We start from the raw sequence: 15,198 nt of genomic DNA, 5'->3' as shown, positions 1-15,198 counted from the left end.
TTACCACCGCTGCACTCCTCTCTGAAGAACGGCTTCACCTGGCTTCCTCGGTTAAGGTGAATTCAGGCGCCCTCGGGCGCCTTTTTTTGTGGGCTTATGAAGTGACCAGCGGCCACTCGGCCAGCGCGATGTACCGGCCTTTATGGGACTCGAACAGGCTGAAGCGATCGGCGCGCAGGTAAAACTCCGGCGGCGTCGCGGATTCGGGGACTGGCGCCCGGTAGTCGCGCATCAGGGTCAAATGCGGGCGAAATTCCCGATGGGTGTCTTCAAAACCGAACGGCAGCATGGCCTGCTCCAGCGCATACACCAGGCGCAGCAACTCCGGTGCCGCCTGCGCGGGTGCCAGCAGCAATACCCCGGAGCGACGCCAGACCTCCAGCCGATCCAGCACCACCGTCAACGGCACGCCGGACGTGCGGATATTGGCGGCGGCCTTGCAGACACCCGCTATCTGCGCCATGCCGACCGAACCGAGAAACAGCAGGGTCAGGTGAAAGTTTTCCGCCGGCACCGGGCGCCCTATGTTGAGCCCCAGCGCGGCGCGCCATTGGGCGATGGCCCGACGCTGTTCGGGGGCGCAGTTCAGGGCGAAGAACAGCCGTTTGAACGGCTCGCGGGTTTCATCGCTCATGTCTGGCACCTCAATGCTCGGGGACCCTTTGATTTTACAAAGAGATACCACGCCAGCAAGCCCATTTCTGGCGCCTGTCGGCATGCGCGTTATAGTTGAAGCAACCGAATTGACGGGAGGACGCCATGCGTCAGGTCATCAGCAAAGAGCCATGGTGGGCCGTACCACCGAAGCCCGGCCAGGATGAGTCCGAGCTGGAATGGGGCTGGCTGGTTCATTACAACGAGGGCGAGCCGCGCTTCGAGTTCATCAAGGAGCGGCCGTCGAACAGCGAGATTCGCAATCGCAAAAGCTGCAGGATCACCCCGACACCGGAGTGATCCTGCCACCCCTTCAGGCTTTGACGAGCATTTCGAAACCGCCAAAAATCGCCCGCTGGCCGTCGAACGGCATCGGATTGACGTCCGGTTGCATCCGCGGATCGCTCATCAGTTTCGCCATGCCGGCGTCACGGGTGGCCTTGTCGGGCCAGACGATCCAGGAAAACACCACGGTCTCGTCTTCCTTGAGCTTTACCGCCATGGGAAACGACGTCACTTTGCCATCGGGCACATCATCGCCCCAGCATTCGGCGAGGCTGAGCGCGCCGCTTTCCTTGAAAATCGTGGCGGCGGTTTGCGCGTGTTGCTTGAATTTTTCACGGTTGGCAGTGGGCACTGCTGCAACAAAACCATCAACGTAAGCCATGATCGTTCTCCTCGGGTTATGGGTTGATCTGCTGGGTAGTCGATCCAGCGTGGCTCCAATCGACAGTTTCCGTGCCCACGCCGACCGACGGTTCGACCGATGGCTCGACCGATCGCTCGGCGGTTTGCGCCAGGCTGCCCTCGATCTGCCCGGCCATGTACAGCGTTCCGGCCATGACGCCGGTGGTGGGGTTCTGCACCAGTTTCAGCCACGCCTTGTCGAATGAATCGCCAAGGCTGCTGCGGATCAGCGCCTCGCTATCGGGCCGGTCGTTGGCTTGAATAACCGCACGCACCCCCGCCACTCCCAGGGAAATCAACGCCCCGGCCAGTTTCCCCGCTGCTGCCGCCACGGCACTGGCCGCACCTCGCGGCGCCATTTCGGCTTCCATTCGCTGGCTGGCACGCCTGGCCACTGGCGCCATGCCGGCGTCCGTCGAGGCGATCCCCTTTTCGCCGCCCGCCGTGTGAATCTTGTCGATCAATGCCGCATAGGCCGGCAGCGTAGTCAGCCGTTCGCTGTGCACCACCTGATACAACGACGCGTCGCGCGCGGGCGGCGGGCCGAGTGAAATTGCCGGAATTTTCTGGATACGGTCGTTGAGCTGCGCCATCGGCACGCCATGACGCTGGGAAATGACCTGAAGTTGCTGGCCAAGGGTCTGCACGTAAAACTCTGTCGCTTGCCCGAGAATCTCGTCGGGATCGATCTCCACCGCCACCGGCTCCAGCACTTGCCGGTGATATTCCTCCAACAGATAGGCGGCCAGGCGTTTGGCCGACGCATCCTGCTCGCCCGCGGCAGTGATGGTGTACCAGCTGACCTTCATCGACAGCCATTCCTGGGTCCAATAGCTGCTGAACCACGGAATGAAGACTTCTTCGGTCTGTTCGTAAACCCGCGTGCGCCAATGTTCCATGGACCCGCGGGCATACACCCGGGCCTGTTCGGTGGCCTGCTGGGAAGCGGCGATGATTTCTCGGTCCACCTGCTGCCAAGTGCTCTGGGAAACCACCACCGGCGGCGCCACCACTACCGGGGCACGTGCGGGCGTGACGCATCCCGCCAGTACCACCAACACAGCGGCGATCAGCGAGCGCAGGTTCAAGATCGCGGTGTCCTACAGACTTCGCCGAACGGAGTGTCCGACGCTAAGTAGCATGTTGATTTGAGTATAGGTCGGGGGCGGTGGCCGTCCGTCAGGAAGCTGATGGCGCCTTCAAAAATACCTTCGCGAGCAAGCCCGCTTCCACATTGGATCACTGTCGGACACAAGATTCGTGCACACAGCAGATCCAGTGTGGGAACGGGCTTGCTCGCGAAGAGGCCCTCAAGATCAGCGCAAATCACCACCATCATCCACGTCGATATTCACCATCGCCGCGAATGCCTTCCGCAAAAAAACCGTCAGGCGCAGGATCAATTCATCGCCACTCAAACCCCGCATCGGAGGGGCACACCATGTTGATCCATCTCCTGACTTGCCTGGCCCTGACGGCCATCACCCTGACCCTGTTTTCCCGCTTCGTGCTGGATATCGATCAAACCGAGGAGCCGACATCATGATTTATACCGTCAGCCTCGCCGTGAGCTTTCCGGTGTTCGGCAGCAACTATTATTCGCAGCAGGTCGTCTCTCGCAAAGCCGTCGCGCTGGTGTTCGACAAACAATTCGAGACCTTGCTGATGCCGGCAGCCACCAACCACTTCAGTAACGAAGTGGTCGGGCTCAACGATCAGTTCCGTTTTTTGAATGATGTGCTGGTTGAGCATCTGCTGGAAACCGAGATGACTCAGCGTTCGTCACGCTCGGCGCAAGCGTTCACCTTTTGAAACACTGAGCGATGCGGGTCAGCGTGGTCCGCCACCGGGCCCACCGCCGAAACCTCCATGATGGCCACCACCACCACCACCACCACCACCACCACCACCACCACCACCACCACCTGGCGGGAAGAACATCCAGCAGCCCGACAGGGACGACAACAAGGCGAAGACCACCGCCGCTTTTACAACTTTGTTCAACTTCATTACGTCACTCTCTGTTTAGGCGAGAAAAACAACCTTTCTCGCCCTTTCAGACAGTGTTTGCGGGGGTTTGAGCACCGTTCCAGTGTAAAGAATGGGTAATGGTTGTATCGTAAATGACTCATATTCCACAGATTTTTCAGGGAGCGGACCAATCGGCTATTTCCAAGTTCCCCCATAGGGCACGGTCCCAAAGGCGGCAGTCACACTCGCCGCCTCTGCAAGCGCTCTGATACAAAGCCGTTTTATAGTCGCAGCCTTTCATTCAGGCCGGCGCACAGCCCTCACCTTCCCGCTGTTGCCACCGCCACAGAAAAACCGGTCGTGGCCATCGAACTCCAGCCCCGACACGCCGACGCCAGCCGGCATCTGGACGCTCTCCAACACCTCGCCCGTGGCCGGATCGACTCGTCGCAGCTCGCTCTCGTCACCTTCCCAGGTGCCGTGCCACAGATCGCCCTCGACCCAGGTCACTCCGGTGACGAAGCGATTGGACTCCAGGGTGCGCAGCACCGCTCCGGTCTGGGGATCGACCTGATGAATCTTGCGCTCGCGGTACTCACCGACCCAGAGCGTGCCTTCGGCCCACGCCAGCCCTGAGTCACCACCGCCACCGGGCGCGGGGATGGTGGAGATCACGCGGCCGGTCTGCGGGTCGATTTTCTGGATGCGATCCTCGGCGATCTGAAACAGGTGCTGGCCGTCGAAGGCTGTGCCGGCGTGGGCGGCGACATCGATCGATTTCAGGGTCTTGCCGCTGGCCGGGTCCAGGGCGTTGAGTTTGTCGCCGGAGGCAAACCAGACACGCTGACCGTCATGGGTGACACCATGCACATGGTCGATGCCTGGAAAAGGCCCGTATTCGCGGATGATTTCAGCCGTTGAATGTTTCATGTCTTGCTCCTCGTTTACTGACTGCGATCACTGGGGTAGTGATGAGGATGCTAATCACTGGGCAGCAACGCCGTGAGTAACAATCCCGTCGCGAATCCCGGAACCGGCGGGAACATCCAGCGACGAGCCCGACCATGACCGAATGACTGCACCTTGCCGGTCGCCGCCAGCGTGTCGAGGGCTCGTTGCACGGTGCGCTGACTGGCGCCGAGCGCCAACGCCAGGGCCGAACTCGACCACGACTCGCCGTCAGCGAGAAAGGCGAGCAGCGTCGCATGCTGCTCTTCGACAGGCCGCGCCAACACCGCGACGTCAGGCGCAATGCGTGGCACCAGCGCAAACCCTCGCGGGGTCGCGACCACGTCGGCGATCAGGTGCAGCGCCCTGCGCAGCCGCCCAAGTTCGACGCGCAACCGTGCGCGATGGGACTCATCCACGTGCTTCATCCGAAAGGCTCGCGCAATCAGCGTTTCCCTTGGCACGTCGGCGGGCCACGCTTCGCCCAGCGCCCGGGCGAGCGCAAACAGCACCGGTCGCCTGGCGAGTGATACTGACGAGTCTGCATCGCGCACAATGTATCGACAGGCGTCCACCACCAGCGTGGGAGATGCCAATAGCGCTTCAATTTCATCGAGCAGCAGCGGCTGTTCCTGCCCGCCGATAATCAGCCGCGCCGCTGGCGTATCGAGGATATGCGAGGCGCTTTCGACCTCGGCGGTGAGTGCCGCAATGCCCGCGTGCTGCGCGGCATGCTCGGCCCGAACAAGTGCAGCACGCGCCGCTTTCGTTTGCAGACGACGCATCGCGATGCCCGCCAGAACCAGTTCGTAAGCGGCCCTCGACGCGGGCAGCAATGGCGTCGGGTCGAGTTCGGCGAGACGGCCCTCGGCCTCGTCGAGATGCCCGATCAGCAGCAAGCGGCGAATCTCGAGATAGCGCGCATGGGCGGCGTTGACCCAATCGCCGTGTGCCTGAAGCGTCGCCCGCGCGGCGTCGAGTACCTTCACCGGCCAGTTCAGATCACGGGAGGCGAGCGCGATCTCGGCTTCGGCGACCACACACCGCGCGCGGGCCAAGGCCTCCTTCGCACCGAACGCCCGCGCGGCACTTCGCACCAGCGCCTTCGCTCGCACAAGGTCACCCAGTTGCGCCATCGCGATGCCACGAAGGGCAAGTGCAGGTGCGTCGTTGCGCAGGGCGATGCGGTTCAGCGCGCCGAGCGGATCACCCGCCGCAAGCGCACGCGCTGCTGCGGTGATCAGCGAGTCCATGGGAATTGCGCCACTGGTGACCCCACCGTCCGATGTCCGCTGATCAGTCTATCTCACGACTGCTAAGCCGCACGCCGATCTGCCAGGGGCACCCGTTACTCAGTAATCGACCCACACCCCACCCAGGTCCGCGGAATGGACGCAGCGCTCGACCCAACGCACGCCTTCGACACCGGCATTGATGTCTGGATAACGCAGCGTTGCCAGTTGTTCATGATCACCACGGTTGGCGGCGTCCATGGCCAAGGCGAAACGGTAATAGAGGTTGGCCCAGGCATCGAACAGCCCTTCCGGGTGCCCGGCACCGATCCGGTCATCAAGCAACGCATGGGGATGCAGATAGCCCATCCCGCGCTCCAGCACCTGGGCAGGTTTACCCTGGACTTCGAATGACAGCTGGTTCGGCCGCTCATCCCACCATTCAAGGCTGGCCCTGGAGCCGATCACCCGAATTTTCTGGCCATGCATGGATCCGGCGTTCACCGCGCTCGACCACACACTGCCCATGGCCCCGCCTTCGTATTCCATCAGTGTGTAGGCGTTGTCCTCGAGTGGTGCGCGGCTTTTGACAAAGCTCTGGCGTGTGCACAACAGCCGTTTGATCTTGAGCTCGGGCAGCATGACTTCCGACAGGTACAGCGGATGAGTGCCAACGTCTCCCAGCACATAACTGGGGCCAGCGAGGCGCGGATCGACCCGCCATTTGGTCGCCTCGCTCTGCGCCTCGACCGCCTCACAGTGGAAGCCATGGGCAAACTGCATGTGCACCATGCGCACCTCACCCAACTCACCCTGGGCGATCATTTCCCGCGCCTGCTCGATCAACTGGTGCCCGGCATAGCCGTAGGTCACCCCCACCACCCGGTTTCGCGACAACGCGATTTCGCGCAGGGTTTGCGCCTCCTCGAGGGTGAAGCACAGCGGCTTTTCACAGACCACATGCAGCCCCGCTTCCAGAGCGGCCTTGGTGATTTCAAAGTGAGTGCCATTGGGCGTCGCCACGGAAATAGCCTGGATACCATCCGCCCGCCCGGCTTCGCCCTCAATCAGGCTGCGATAGTCGGCGTAGCAACGCTCGGGGTCGACCCCCAGTTGCACACCAAAGTCGCGACCGCGTTGCGGGTCCAAGTCGAAGGCACCGGCCACCAGTGCAAACGACTGGTCACGCAGGGCCGCCGAACGATGGATGTAGCCGATCTGACTGTCACGCCCGCCGCCCACCATCGCCCAGCGGATTGGTTGAGGAATTCGCTTGCTGCCATTGATCATCGAAATGTCCTTCGCATGAGAGAAATCAGAAACCCGCCCGGGACAGGTAGTCACGGCTGGCAGCCACGTCGCGCAGGCTGCCATGGGCGTTACGTGGATCACGCTCTTGCTCGACCGTGATGTAACCCTGGTAACCGATCTCGGTGATCAGCTCGCGCAAGGCGCCGTAGTCGATGACACCCTGGCCGATCGGGCACATCACGCCTCTTGCGCACGCGGCGAAGAAGGTGATGTGTTCGCCCAGCACTTGATCGAACACGGCCTGATCGATGTCTTTGAAATGCAGGTAATCCACGCGGTCCGCGTACTGGCGCAGGGTCTGCACCGGGTCCATGCCGGCGTAGTACAGATGGCCGGTGTCCAGGCACAGGCCGGCCACTTCGTAGGGGATGTCTTCGACCAGTCGGGCCAACTCGTCGGCGAACTCGATGTAGCCCCCGGCGTGCGGATGAATCACCGTGCGCACACCGAATTCCGTCCACGCCAACTCGGCGATGGCGCGGATGTGGGTCATCATGCCCCGCCAGGCATCGGGCGCCAGGCGCGGCGCGCGGTCAGAGTGGCCAGCGGCGTAGTCACGCTCCTCATGCCCCCAATCGATGACCACCAGACACGGCATGGCGAAACGTTGCCCCGGCTCCAGGGGAATTGCCGGCAACTGCTTGAGCAATGCGCAGATATTGCGGGTTTGATTCAGCAGGCTGGGCAGGTTGGCGGGGGCGACCAGATTGTCGAATACCGTGCCAGCCACCACATGCAGGCCGTGTTCGACCAGCACCGAGCCCACCGCGTCGGCGTCCAGTGGCAGGTAACCGTATGGCCCCAATTCGATGCCGCGATACCCCGCTTGCGCCGCTTCGCCAAGAACCTGTTGCCACGCCGGCAGATGAGGATTATTGACGTCGTCGACGCCCCAGCAACAAGGCGCGGTGGAGATGTGGAGGGTCATGTCAGGCTCCGGTGATTATTGTTATGGGTAGCGATGTTTCGCTGGGAGAAATCCTAAGGCGGGCAGGTCTATGGCTGCTATAGTCGGTCGGCGATACCTGTCAAAACCCGTCAAAAGTTTCAGATAGGCTTTCATTTCATGTCAGAGCATTCATCGTCAAAAGCCGACAACCCGATCGGTCGTCGTTCAACCATGGAAGACGTGGCACTGGCCGCCGGGGTGAGCCTGTCCACTGTGGACCGGGTGATGAACCTGCGGGCCAACGTGCGCGCCGATACCGCGCAACGCATTGCCGAGGCTGCCGCCCGACTGGGCTTCTACGGGCGTAATGTGATCGAACAACGAGTGCTGCAGCAGCGCCCGACCGTGCGTTTGGGGTTTCTGCTGCAAAAGCGTGGCGTGGCGTTTTATCAGGGGCTGGCCAAGGCCTTGGCTGAGGCGGCGACGGCCAGCGTGCGGGCCCAGGTTCGAGTGCTGATCCACTACATCGACGACCTGGCCCCGGCCGCCACCGCAGAACGCATCCTCAAGTTGCAAGGCGAAGTCGATGCCTTGGGCGTGGTGGCCGCCGACCATCCGGCTGTTCGCGAGGCCATGGCGCAATTGCGAGCGGCCGGCATTCCCGTGGTCGCCCTGGTGTCCGAGCTGAGCGCCTCGGCCGGCGCCGGTTATGTCGGCGTCGACAACCGTGCCATGGGCCGCACCGCCGGCTGGTTCATCAAGCACCTGGCAGCGCAACCGGGGCCAGTGGCCGTGATGGTCGGCACCCAGCGCTTTCAGTGCCAGGAACTGTGTGAAATGAGTTTTCGCTCCTTCCTGTCGGAACAACCCCAGGACTGGGAATTGCTGGCTACGCGCCTGACTCTGGAGGACGAGGAATTCGCCTATGCCGGCACGCTCGACCTGCTCACCAGCCAGCCCGACCTGGTCGGCCTGTATGTGGCAGGTGGCGGTATCGAAGGGGTCATCAACGCCTTGCGCGAACTGAAAGCCCAGCACATCGCGCTACCCGTCGTGGTGTGCCACGACCTGACCCCCATCACCCGGGCAGCCCTGCGTGACGGCATCGTTCAAGCCGTGCTGTCACACCCTGTCGAGGCGCTGGCGCAAACGGCGGTCAGGGCCATGGTGGATGCCGCGATAGATCCAGCGTCGGACAGCGCAGCGAAGTGCATGCTTTCGTTGCAGATTGATGTGGCTGAAAGTGTTTAGCAGGTGATACACAACAGAACGAACGGCCTGACGATGAGGCTGTAAACTGGCCGCGCAAAAAAGGCGTCGCACCATTGAATGCCCCAGCCCCCCTTCACCCCCACAAACAAGAGACCCCCATGGCAAACCACGACATCACTTTCCTCCCCGATCCCGACGCGGAATCCATCTCCTCCGACGTCGCCGGTTTCGGCGGCCTGCTGGTCTCCACTCAAATTCCTACCCGCGCCGACGGCAGCCTGGAGCTGGGCGACATCACCCTGCAGAGCGAGTGCACTTTGCAGGCGCTCAAGGTCGCGCTGGAGAACGCCGGCAGTTCGATGGACCGGGTGCTGCATCTGACCATCTACCTCACCGACATGGCCGACCGCGCCGCGTTTAACGAGGTCTACCAGCGTTTCTTCGCCAAGCCCTGGCCGGTTCGCGCCGCCGTTGGCGTGGCCGCTTTGGCGGTCGAAGGCATGCGCGTGGAAGTCACCGCGATGGCGGCCAAAGGCTAAATCCGCGAATGTGCCCGGTGGGAGTGGCCCCCGCCGGGCACGTTGGCGAGTGGATATCTGCGCGAAGCCGATTATGCTTCAAGAAACCATGCAGCAATGCGAGGCCGTCAGCCCTGTTTCCATTATTCGCGCAATTGGTAATCCGACGACATCAGCCCTAGGGCCTGGGTGCGGCAACGTTGATGAGGTACTCCGGCCTTCAACAAGAGCAAGACGGAGAAGACTCATGGCCACGATTGACACTACAGCCACGGGCAGCACGCCCAACCGCGGGATCACCAGGGAGGAGCGCAAGGTCATTTTCGCTTCGTCCCTGGGCACCGTTTTCGAGTGGTACGACTTTTATCTTTACGGCTCCCTCGCGGCAATCATCGCCAAGCACTTCTTCGCCGGGGTCAATGAAACAACATCCTTTATCTTCGCCCTGCTCGCGTTCGCCGCAGGCTTCGCGGTGCGGCCCTTCGGCGCCATCGTGTTCGGCCGCCTGGGCGACATGATCGGGCGCAAGCACACGTTCCTCATTACCATTGTGATCATGGGTGTTTCCACCGCCGTCGTGGGTTTTCTGCCTGGCTACGCGACCATCGGCGTGGCGGCACCGGTCATCCTGATCACCCTGCGTCTGCTGCAAGGCCTGGCCCTGGGTGGTGAGTACGGTGGCGCAGCGACTTATGTGGCCGAGCATGCGCCCAAAGGCAAGCGCGGCTATTTCACTTCATGGATTCAGACCACCGCGACCCTCGGTCTGTTTCTGTCGTTGCTGGTGATCCTCGCCTGCCGCACCCTGCTCGGCACCGAAGCCTTCGAGGCCTGGGGCTGGCGGATTCCCTTCCTGCTGTCGATCCTGCTGTTGATCGTCTCGGTCTACATTCGCTTGCAACTCGCCGAGTCGCCGGTGTTCAAGAAGATGAAAGAAGAAGGCAAGTCTTCCAAGGCACCGCTGACCGAATCCTTCGCCCGCTGGGACAACCTCAAGATTGTGATCATGGCTTTGCTCGGCGGCACGGCTGGCCAGGCCGTCGTCTGGTACACCGGGCAGTTCTACGCGCTGTTCTTCCTGCTGCAGACGCTGAAGATTGACCCGCAGACCGCCAACTTTTTGATTGCCGGCTCGCTGCTGATCGGCACGCCGTTCTTCATCCTGTTCGGCAGCCTGTCCGACCGCATCGGCCGCAAGGGCATCGTCATGGCCGGGTGCATCCTCGCAGCCGTGACCTACTTCCCGATCTTCCATGCGCTGACCGAGTTCGGTAACCCCGACGTGTTTGCCGCGCAGGCGAAGAATCCGGTCACGGTGGTCGCCGATCCCGGCCAGTGCTCGTTCCAGTTCGACCCGGTGGGCAAGGCCAAATTCACCAGTTCCTGCGACCTCGCCAAGACTGTGCTGGCGAAGAAGGCCATCCCCTACAAAAACGAGAAAGCCGCGCCTGGCGCCGTCGCGCAGGTGCGCATCGGTGACAAGGTGATCCCGAGTTTCGAAGGCACCGGCATGCCCGCCGCTGACTTCAAGACTCGCAATGACGCCTTCGTCGCCACCCTCGGCACCGCCCTCAAGGACGCCGGCTACCCCGAGAAGGCCGACCCGGCCAAGACCAACTATCCGATGGTGTTGCTGCTCCTGACCATCCTGGTGATCTACGTGACCATGGTCTACGGCCCGATCGCCGCCTGGCTGGTAGAGCTCTTCCCGGCGCGCATCCGCTACACCTCGATGTCGCTGCCCTACCACATCGGCAATGGCTGGTTCGGCGGCTTCCTGCCCACGGTGGCATTCGCCATGGTCGCGGCCACTGGTGATATCTACTACGGGCTGTGGTACCCGATCGTCATCGCCGTGATGACGGCCATCCTTGGCACTTTCTTCCTGCCGGAAACCAAGGATCGGGAGATTCATCACACGTAAGCGTTCAGGGTCGAGCAGCGATAGATTTGCACCCCACGCAATAAAAACGCCCCGTCAGTCCTTTCCTGACGGGGCGAATCACCACCGACACCGACGATGTTTAAGCTGCGCGTTTAAAGACACCCGGTGTTACTTCATCAAGGCTACAACGCCTTGCGTCATTGCCTACGACTACGCCAGAATCCGCCGGCTTGTGCGCTTTGGGCTCGGGTTTTATCGTTTCCCGGTCACTGAAAAACAGTGATCGGGTTTGGTAGCCCGGTATTTCCAGGCGCATAGCGCCGCCTTTTGCAGAGGTTTTTTTTTCACCTCTGTTTTTATGGTGGTCATGCGTAGGGCTCCTTCGGGCGCGCCGGGTTCCTGGACCGGTCTACCAACCTGTGCATGGCCGCCACCCTTCGTTTGGTAGCAAAGGGTGATGGCTCCTCTAATAGTTTTCCCAGGAGTTTCATCCATGTTCAAACCTACGCCCAATCCGCCGGTCACAGACCCGACATCCCCCTACGAATCCCCCGATTCAAAGAAATTCCACGAAGCCGCCGAACGCGCCCTCGACCACTACCTCAACCCGGCCGCCCAGATCATGGCCTCCACCCACGAACCCGAGCCCATGTACCTCGCCAATCCGAAGTACAACACCGAATCCTTGCTGGCTAACGCCAGCGAAACTCTCGGCTCGGCCACCGAAATGCTCAGCAATTTCGCGGCGCTGCTGGAGACCTCACATCGCAAAACCCTGCTGGGCATTGCGCAAGTGGTCATGCTCGGTGAACTGGCGGTGAACCAGGCGCTGGATCACGTCGAACCGAAGGAATAACTAATGCAATGTGGGAGCGGGCTTGCTCGCGAAGACGGCGGCACAGTCAACATTGATGTCGCCTGACATACCGCTTTCGCGAGCAAGCCCGCTCCCACAGGTAAAGCCGCGCTCACCGAAACTCGCGCATACCCGCAGTAGGCTAAGCTTTCAACAGCTCATTGCTCACGATGCTCGCGTCTGCAGGTTTTGGTTTTTTCTGGAGAGCGTCTGCAACAGCTATTTCAGACAGGTCCAGATCATTCACGCAGGACTGACGCGATGACCGAGCCCCTTCTCAGTTTCGAAGCACTTAAACGCGCCGCTGCCTCCGGCGAAATCGATACCGTGCTGGTGTGCATGGTCGATATGCAGGGGCGACTGGTCGGCAAGCGTTTCCAGGTCGAGTTTTTCATCGACAGCGGCCACGAAGAAACCCACTGCTGCAATTACCTGCTGGCCGACGACATCGACATGGAACCGGTGCCGGGATACGCCGCTGCCAGTTGGAGCAAAGGCTATGGCGACTTTGTGCTCAAACCCGACATGTCCACGTTGCGACGCGTGCCGTGGCTGGAATGCACGGCGCTGGTGCTGTGCGATGTGCTCGATCATCACCACAGAAAAGACCTGCCCCACAGCCCGCGAGCGATCCTGAAAAAACAGGTCGAGCGCCTGCGCGAGCGTGGCTATACCGGCATGTTTGCCTCTGAGCTGGAGTTCTATCTGTTCGACGAGAGCTACCAGGCGATCCACGAGCGCAACTATCACCAGCCGAAGACCGCCGGCCATTACATTGAGGATTACAACATCCTGCAGACCACCCGCGAAGAACCGGTGCTGCGGGCGATTCGCAAACACCTGCAGGCCTGCGGCATTCCCGTGGAAAATTCCAAGGGCGAATGGGGGCCGGGGCAGGAAGAGATCAACATTCGTTATGCCGACGCCATGACCATGGCCGACCACCACGTCATCATCAAGCACGCCTGCAAAGAGATCGCGCAACTGCAAGGCAAGGCGATCACGTTCATGGCCAAGTGGCGCTATGACGCGGCCGGTTCCAGTAGCCATATCCACAATTCGCTGTGGGACAAGAACGGCAAAAAATCGCTGTTCTTCGACCCCAAGGCCGAGTTCGGCATGTCGAAGCTGATGCGCTCGTGGGTCGCCGGGCAGCTCAAATACGCCAACGACGTCACCTGCTTTCTTGCGCCCTACATCAATTCGTACAAACGCTTTCAGGCCGGCACCTTCGCGCCGACGCGGGCGGTCTGGAGTCGGGACAATCGCACCGCCGGCTTTCGTTTGTGCGCCGAGGGCAGCAAATCCATCCGCATCGAATGCCGCATCGGCGGTGCCGACCTCAACCCCTATCTAGCCTTCGCCGCGTTGATCGCCGCAGGCCTGGCCGGGATCGACGAGAAGCTCGAACTCGCAGCGCCGTTCGAGGGCGATGCCTACGTCGATGAGCATTTGCCTGAAGTGTCGAAAACCCTGCGCGAGGCCTGCGCCGCGCTCAAGGCGTCGAGCATGTTGCGCGAGGCGTTCGGTGATGAAGTGATCGACCACTACGTGCACACCGCCGACTGGGAACAGAAAGAGTACGACCGACGGATAACCGACTGGGAACTGCAGCGCGGCTTCGAGCGCTATTGAGCACGCCATGACTGAGACCGTTCAACTCATCTCCCCGGTCGACGGCCGGGTCTATGCCGAACGCCGCCGTGCCGATGCGGCGCAGATCGAGCAAGCCCTGATCGCCGCCGAAACCGCCCAGGCGCAATGGAAGCGCCGGCCACTGAGCGAACGCGCCGCCTTTTGCAGCGCTGCCGTGGACGCGATGCTGGCGATGAAGGACGAGATCGTGCCGGAGCTGGCCTGGCAAATGGGCCGCCCGATACGCTTCGGCGCTGGCGAACTGCGCGGTTTCGAAGAACGTGCCCGGCATATGATCGCCATTGCGCCTGAAGCGTTGGCAGCGGTAGAGCCCACGCCTGTCGCGGGTTTTCGGCGGTATATCAAACGCGAACCGCTGGGTACGGTGCTGGTCGTCGCGCCGTGGAATTACCCCTACCTGACGGCGGTGAATACGATCATTCCGGCGCTGATGGCGGGCAACAGCGTGATCCTCAAACATGCCACGCAAACGCTGCTGGTCGGGGAGCGTTTCGCCGAAGCCTTTCGTCGCGCCCATCTGCCCGAAGGACTGTTCCATAACCTGCTGCTCAGTCATGTCTATGCGGCGGCGATCATTACCTCCGGACGGGTGCAGCAGGTGAACTTCACCGGTTCTGTCAGCGGCGGCGAGGCCATGGAACACGCGGCCGTCGGACGTTTCCTCGGCGTGGGGCTGGAGCTTGGCGGCAAAGACCCGGCCTACGTCCGGGCAGACGCCAACCTTGAGCATGCGGTGGAAAATCTGGTGGACGGCAGTTTCTTCAACTCCGGGCAGAGCTGCTGCGCCGTCGAACGTATTTATGTCGATAAAAAAATCTACCCGGATTTTGTCGAGCGTTTCGCTGCCCTGACCCGCCAATACGTGCTGGGCAACCCGCTGGACGAAGCCACCACCCTCGGGCCAATGGTCACACCGGGTGCCGCTGAGTTCGTTCGCAAGCAAATCGCCGATGCACTGGCACAAGGGGCCAGGGCGTTGATCGATCCAAAGGACTTCGCTGCCGGCCCGCCGGGCAGCGCCTACCTCGCGCCGCAGGTGTTGGTGGACGTCACCCATCAAATGGCGGTGATGCGCGAGGAAAGCTTCGGCCCGGTGGTGGGCATCATGCCGGTGGCCAGCGACGACGAAGCCATTGCCTTGATGAACGACAGCGAGTTCGGGCTCAGCGCCTCGATCTGGACGCAAGACCTGACCGCCGCCGAACGTATCGGCAACGAGATCGCCACCGGCACCGTGTTCATGAACCGCTGCGATTACCTGGACCCGGCCCTGGCCTGGACCGGGGTGAAGAACAGCGGGCGCGGCGTAACGCTGTCGCGCCTTGGCTATGAGCACCTGACCCGAGCCAAATCCTTCCACTTGCGCCATGAGATCTGAG

16 protein-coding genes are annotated in these 15,198 nt (G+C 61.6%); 8 read left to right on the top strand and 8 right to left on the bottom strand.

Annotated features, from left to right (window positions below; translation table 11 throughout):
* Positions 1–94 precede the first annotated feature (94 nt).
* Positions 95–634, bottom strand: a complete 540-nt coding sequence (gene thpR, locus AC30D7_RS10615) for an RNA 2',3'-cyclic phosphodiesterase (protein ID WP_490134010.1) — start codon at positions 632–634, stop codon at positions 95–97.
* A gap of 125 nt (positions 635–759) precedes the next feature.
* On the opposite strand from thpR, the gene AC30D7_RS10610 reads away from it, so the two are divergent.
* Positions 760–954, top strand: a complete 195-nt coding sequence (locus AC30D7_RS10610; RefSeq protein WP_490134009.1) for a hypothetical protein — start codon at positions 760–762, stop codon at positions 952–954.
* Positions 955–967: 13 nt separating this feature from the next.
* Here the strand turns inward: AC30D7_RS10610 and AC30D7_RS10605 are convergent, their stop codons facing one another.
* Positions 968–1,321 carry a DUF1428 domain-containing protein gene (locus tag AC30D7_RS10605; protein ID WP_490134008.1) on the bottom strand — a complete coding sequence of 118 codons (354 nt, stop codon included), beginning with the start codon at positions 1,319–1,321 and terminating at the stop codon, positions 968–970.
* Positions 1,322–1,337: 16 nt separating this feature from the next.
* Positions 1,338–2,429: a hypothetical protein gene (locus tag AC30D7_RS10600; protein ID WP_490134007.1), complete on the bottom strand. Its 1,092-nt coding sequence runs from the start codon at positions 2,427–2,429 to the stop codon at positions 1,338–1,340.
* 454 nt (positions 2,430–2,883) lie between these two features.
* On the opposite strand from AC30D7_RS10600, the gene AC30D7_RS10595 reads away from it, so the two are divergent.
* Entirely contained in the window at positions 2,884–3,153 is a 270-nt protein-coding gene (locus AC30D7_RS10595; protein WP_490134006.1) for a hypothetical protein, read from the top strand.
* Between the two features lie 18 nt (positions 3,154–3,171).
* Here the strand turns inward: AC30D7_RS10595 and AC30D7_RS10590 are convergent, their stop codons facing one another.
* The 5 genes from AC30D7_RS10590 to AC30D7_RS10570 all read right to left on the bottom strand — a co-directional run bounded on the left by AC30D7_RS10590 (position 3,172) and on the right by AC30D7_RS10570 (position 7,731).
* Positions 3,172–3,351 (bottom strand): hypothetical protein, encoded by a 180-nt coding sequence (locus AC30D7_RS10590; protein ID WP_490134005.1) that lies wholly within the window; start codon positions 3,349–3,351, stop codon positions 3,172–3,174.
* Positions 3,352–3,609: 258 nt separating this feature from the next.
* Positions 3,610–4,242: a Vgb family protein gene (locus AC30D7_RS10585; RefSeq protein WP_019580257.1), complete on the bottom strand. Its 633-nt coding sequence runs from the start codon at positions 4,240–4,242 to the stop codon at positions 3,610–3,612.
* Positions 4,243–4,292: 50 nt separating this feature from the next.
* Positions 4,293–5,513, bottom strand: coding sequence for a helix-turn-helix domain-containing protein (locus tag AC30D7_RS10580; protein WP_490134004.1), 1,221 nt, complete (start codon positions 5,511–5,513; stop codon positions 4,293–4,295).
* A 99-nt stretch (positions 5,514–5,612) separates the two neighbouring features.
* A complete protein-coding gene (locus AC30D7_RS10575) occupies positions 5,613–6,782 on the bottom strand; it encodes a Gfo/Idh/MocA family protein (protein WP_096479998.1) in 1,170 nt (389 codons plus the stop codon).
* Positions 6,783–6,807: 25 nt separating this feature from the next.
* Positions 6,808–7,731: a TIM barrel protein gene (locus AC30D7_RS10570; RefSeq protein ID WP_490134003.1), complete on the bottom strand. Its 924-nt coding sequence runs from the start codon at positions 7,729–7,731 to the stop codon at positions 6,808–6,810.
* A 138-nt stretch (positions 7,732–7,869) separates the two neighbouring features.
* On the opposite strand from AC30D7_RS10570, the gene AC30D7_RS10565 reads away from it, so the two are divergent.
* From AC30D7_RS10565 to AC30D7_RS10540, 6 genes are all read left to right on the top strand, one after another.
* Positions 7,870–8,943 (top strand): LacI family DNA-binding transcriptional regulator, encoded by a 1,074-nt coding sequence (locus AC30D7_RS10565; protein WP_490134002.1) that lies wholly within the window; start codon positions 7,870–7,872, stop codon positions 8,941–8,943.
* A 119-nt stretch (positions 8,944–9,062) separates the two neighbouring features.
* Positions 9,063–9,443, top strand: coding sequence for a RidA family protein (locus AC30D7_RS10560; protein ID WP_019580252.1), 381 nt, complete (start codon positions 9,063–9,065; stop codon positions 9,441–9,443).
* A gap of 226 nt (positions 9,444–9,669) precedes the next feature.
* On the top strand, positions 9,670–11,346 hold the full coding sequence (locus AC30D7_RS10555) for an MFS transporter (RefSeq protein ID WP_490134001.1): 1,677 nt from the start codon (positions 9,670–9,672) through the stop codon (positions 11,344–11,346).
* 454 nt (positions 11,347–11,800) lie between these two features.
* The gene (locus AC30D7_RS10550; protein ID WP_490134000.1) at positions 11,801–12,163 is read left to right on the top strand and encodes a DUF6124 family protein; all 363 of its coding nucleotides are present in this window, start codon (positions 11,801–11,803) and stop codon (positions 12,161–12,163) included.
* Between the two features lie 261 nt (positions 12,164–12,424).
* Positions 12,425–13,798 (top strand): glutamine synthetase family protein, encoded by a 1,374-nt coding sequence (locus AC30D7_RS10545; protein WP_349747343.1) that lies wholly within the window; start codon positions 12,425–12,427, stop codon positions 13,796–13,798.
* A 7-nt stretch (positions 13,799–13,805) separates the two neighbouring features.
* Positions 13,806–15,197, top strand: coding sequence for an aldehyde dehydrogenase family protein (locus tag AC30D7_RS10540; protein WP_490133999.1), 1,392 nt, complete (start codon positions 13,806–13,808; stop codon positions 15,195–15,197).
* The last annotated feature ends 1 nt before the right edge of the window (position 15,198 follow it).

This window comes from Pseudomonas sp. DF5 (assembly GCF_058148225.1).
The sequence above is the reverse complement of the archived record's forward strand: the minus strand, read 5'-3'. Positions and strand labels throughout refer to the sequence as shown.

What these genes read in the sequence shown, in the direction of transcription:
- thpR (WP_490134010.1), bottom strand. Translation starts at nt 634, where the DNA reads ATGAGCGATGAAACCCGCGAGCCGTTCAAACGGCTGTTCTTCGCCCTG.
- AC30D7_RS10610 (WP_490134009.1), top strand. Translation starts at nt 760, where the DNA reads ATGCGTCAGGTCATCAGCAAAGAGCCATGGTGGGCCGTACCACCGAAG.
- AC30D7_RS10605 (WP_490134008.1), bottom strand. Translation starts at nt 1,321, where the DNA reads ATGGCTTACGTTGATGGTTTTGTTGCAGCAGTGCCCACTGCCAACCGT.
- AC30D7_RS10595 (WP_490134006.1), top strand. Translation starts at nt 2,884, where the DNA reads ATGATTTATACCGTCAGCCTCGCCGTGAGCTTTCCGGTGTTCGGCAGC.
- AC30D7_RS10590 (WP_490134005.1), bottom strand. Translation starts at nt 3,351, where the DNA reads ATGAAGTTGAACAAAGTTGTAAAAGCGGCGGTGGTCTTCGCCTTGTTG.
- AC30D7_RS10585 (WP_019580257.1), bottom strand. Translation starts at nt 4,242, where the DNA reads ATGAAACATTCAACGGCTGAAATCATCCGCGAATACGGGCCTTTTCCA.
- AC30D7_RS10580 (WP_490134004.1), bottom strand. Translation starts at nt 5,513, where the DNA reads ATGGACTCGCTGATCACCGCAGCAGCGCGTGCGCTTGCGGCGGGTGAT.
- AC30D7_RS10575 (WP_096479998.1), bottom strand. Translation starts at nt 6,782, where the DNA reads ATGATCAATGGCAGCAAGCGAATTCCTCAACCAATCCGCTGGGCGATG.
- AC30D7_RS10570 (WP_490134003.1), bottom strand. Translation starts at nt 7,731, where the DNA reads ATGACCCTCCACATCTCCACCGCGCCTTGTTGCTGGGGCGTCGACGAC.
- AC30D7_RS10565 (WP_490134002.1), top strand. Translation starts at nt 7,870, where the DNA reads ATGTCAGAGCATTCATCGTCAAAAGCCGACAACCCGATCGGTCGTCGT.
- AC30D7_RS10560 (WP_019580252.1), top strand. Translation starts at nt 9,063, where the DNA reads ATGGCAAACCACGACATCACTTTCCTCCCCGATCCCGACGCGGAATCC.
- AC30D7_RS10555 (WP_490134001.1), top strand. Translation starts at nt 9,670, where the DNA reads ATGGCCACGATTGACACTACAGCCACGGGCAGCACGCCCAACCGCGGG.
- AC30D7_RS10550 (WP_490134000.1), top strand. Translation starts at nt 11,801, where the DNA reads ATGTTCAAACCTACGCCCAATCCGCCGGTCACAGACCCGACATCCCCC.
- AC30D7_RS10545 (WP_349747343.1), top strand. Translation starts at nt 12,425, where the DNA reads ATGACCGAGCCCCTTCTCAGTTTCGAAGCACTTAAACGCGCCGCTGCC.
- AC30D7_RS10540 (WP_490133999.1), top strand. Translation starts at nt 13,806, where the DNA reads ATGACTGAGACCGTTCAACTCATCTCCCCGGTCGACGGCCGGGTCTAT.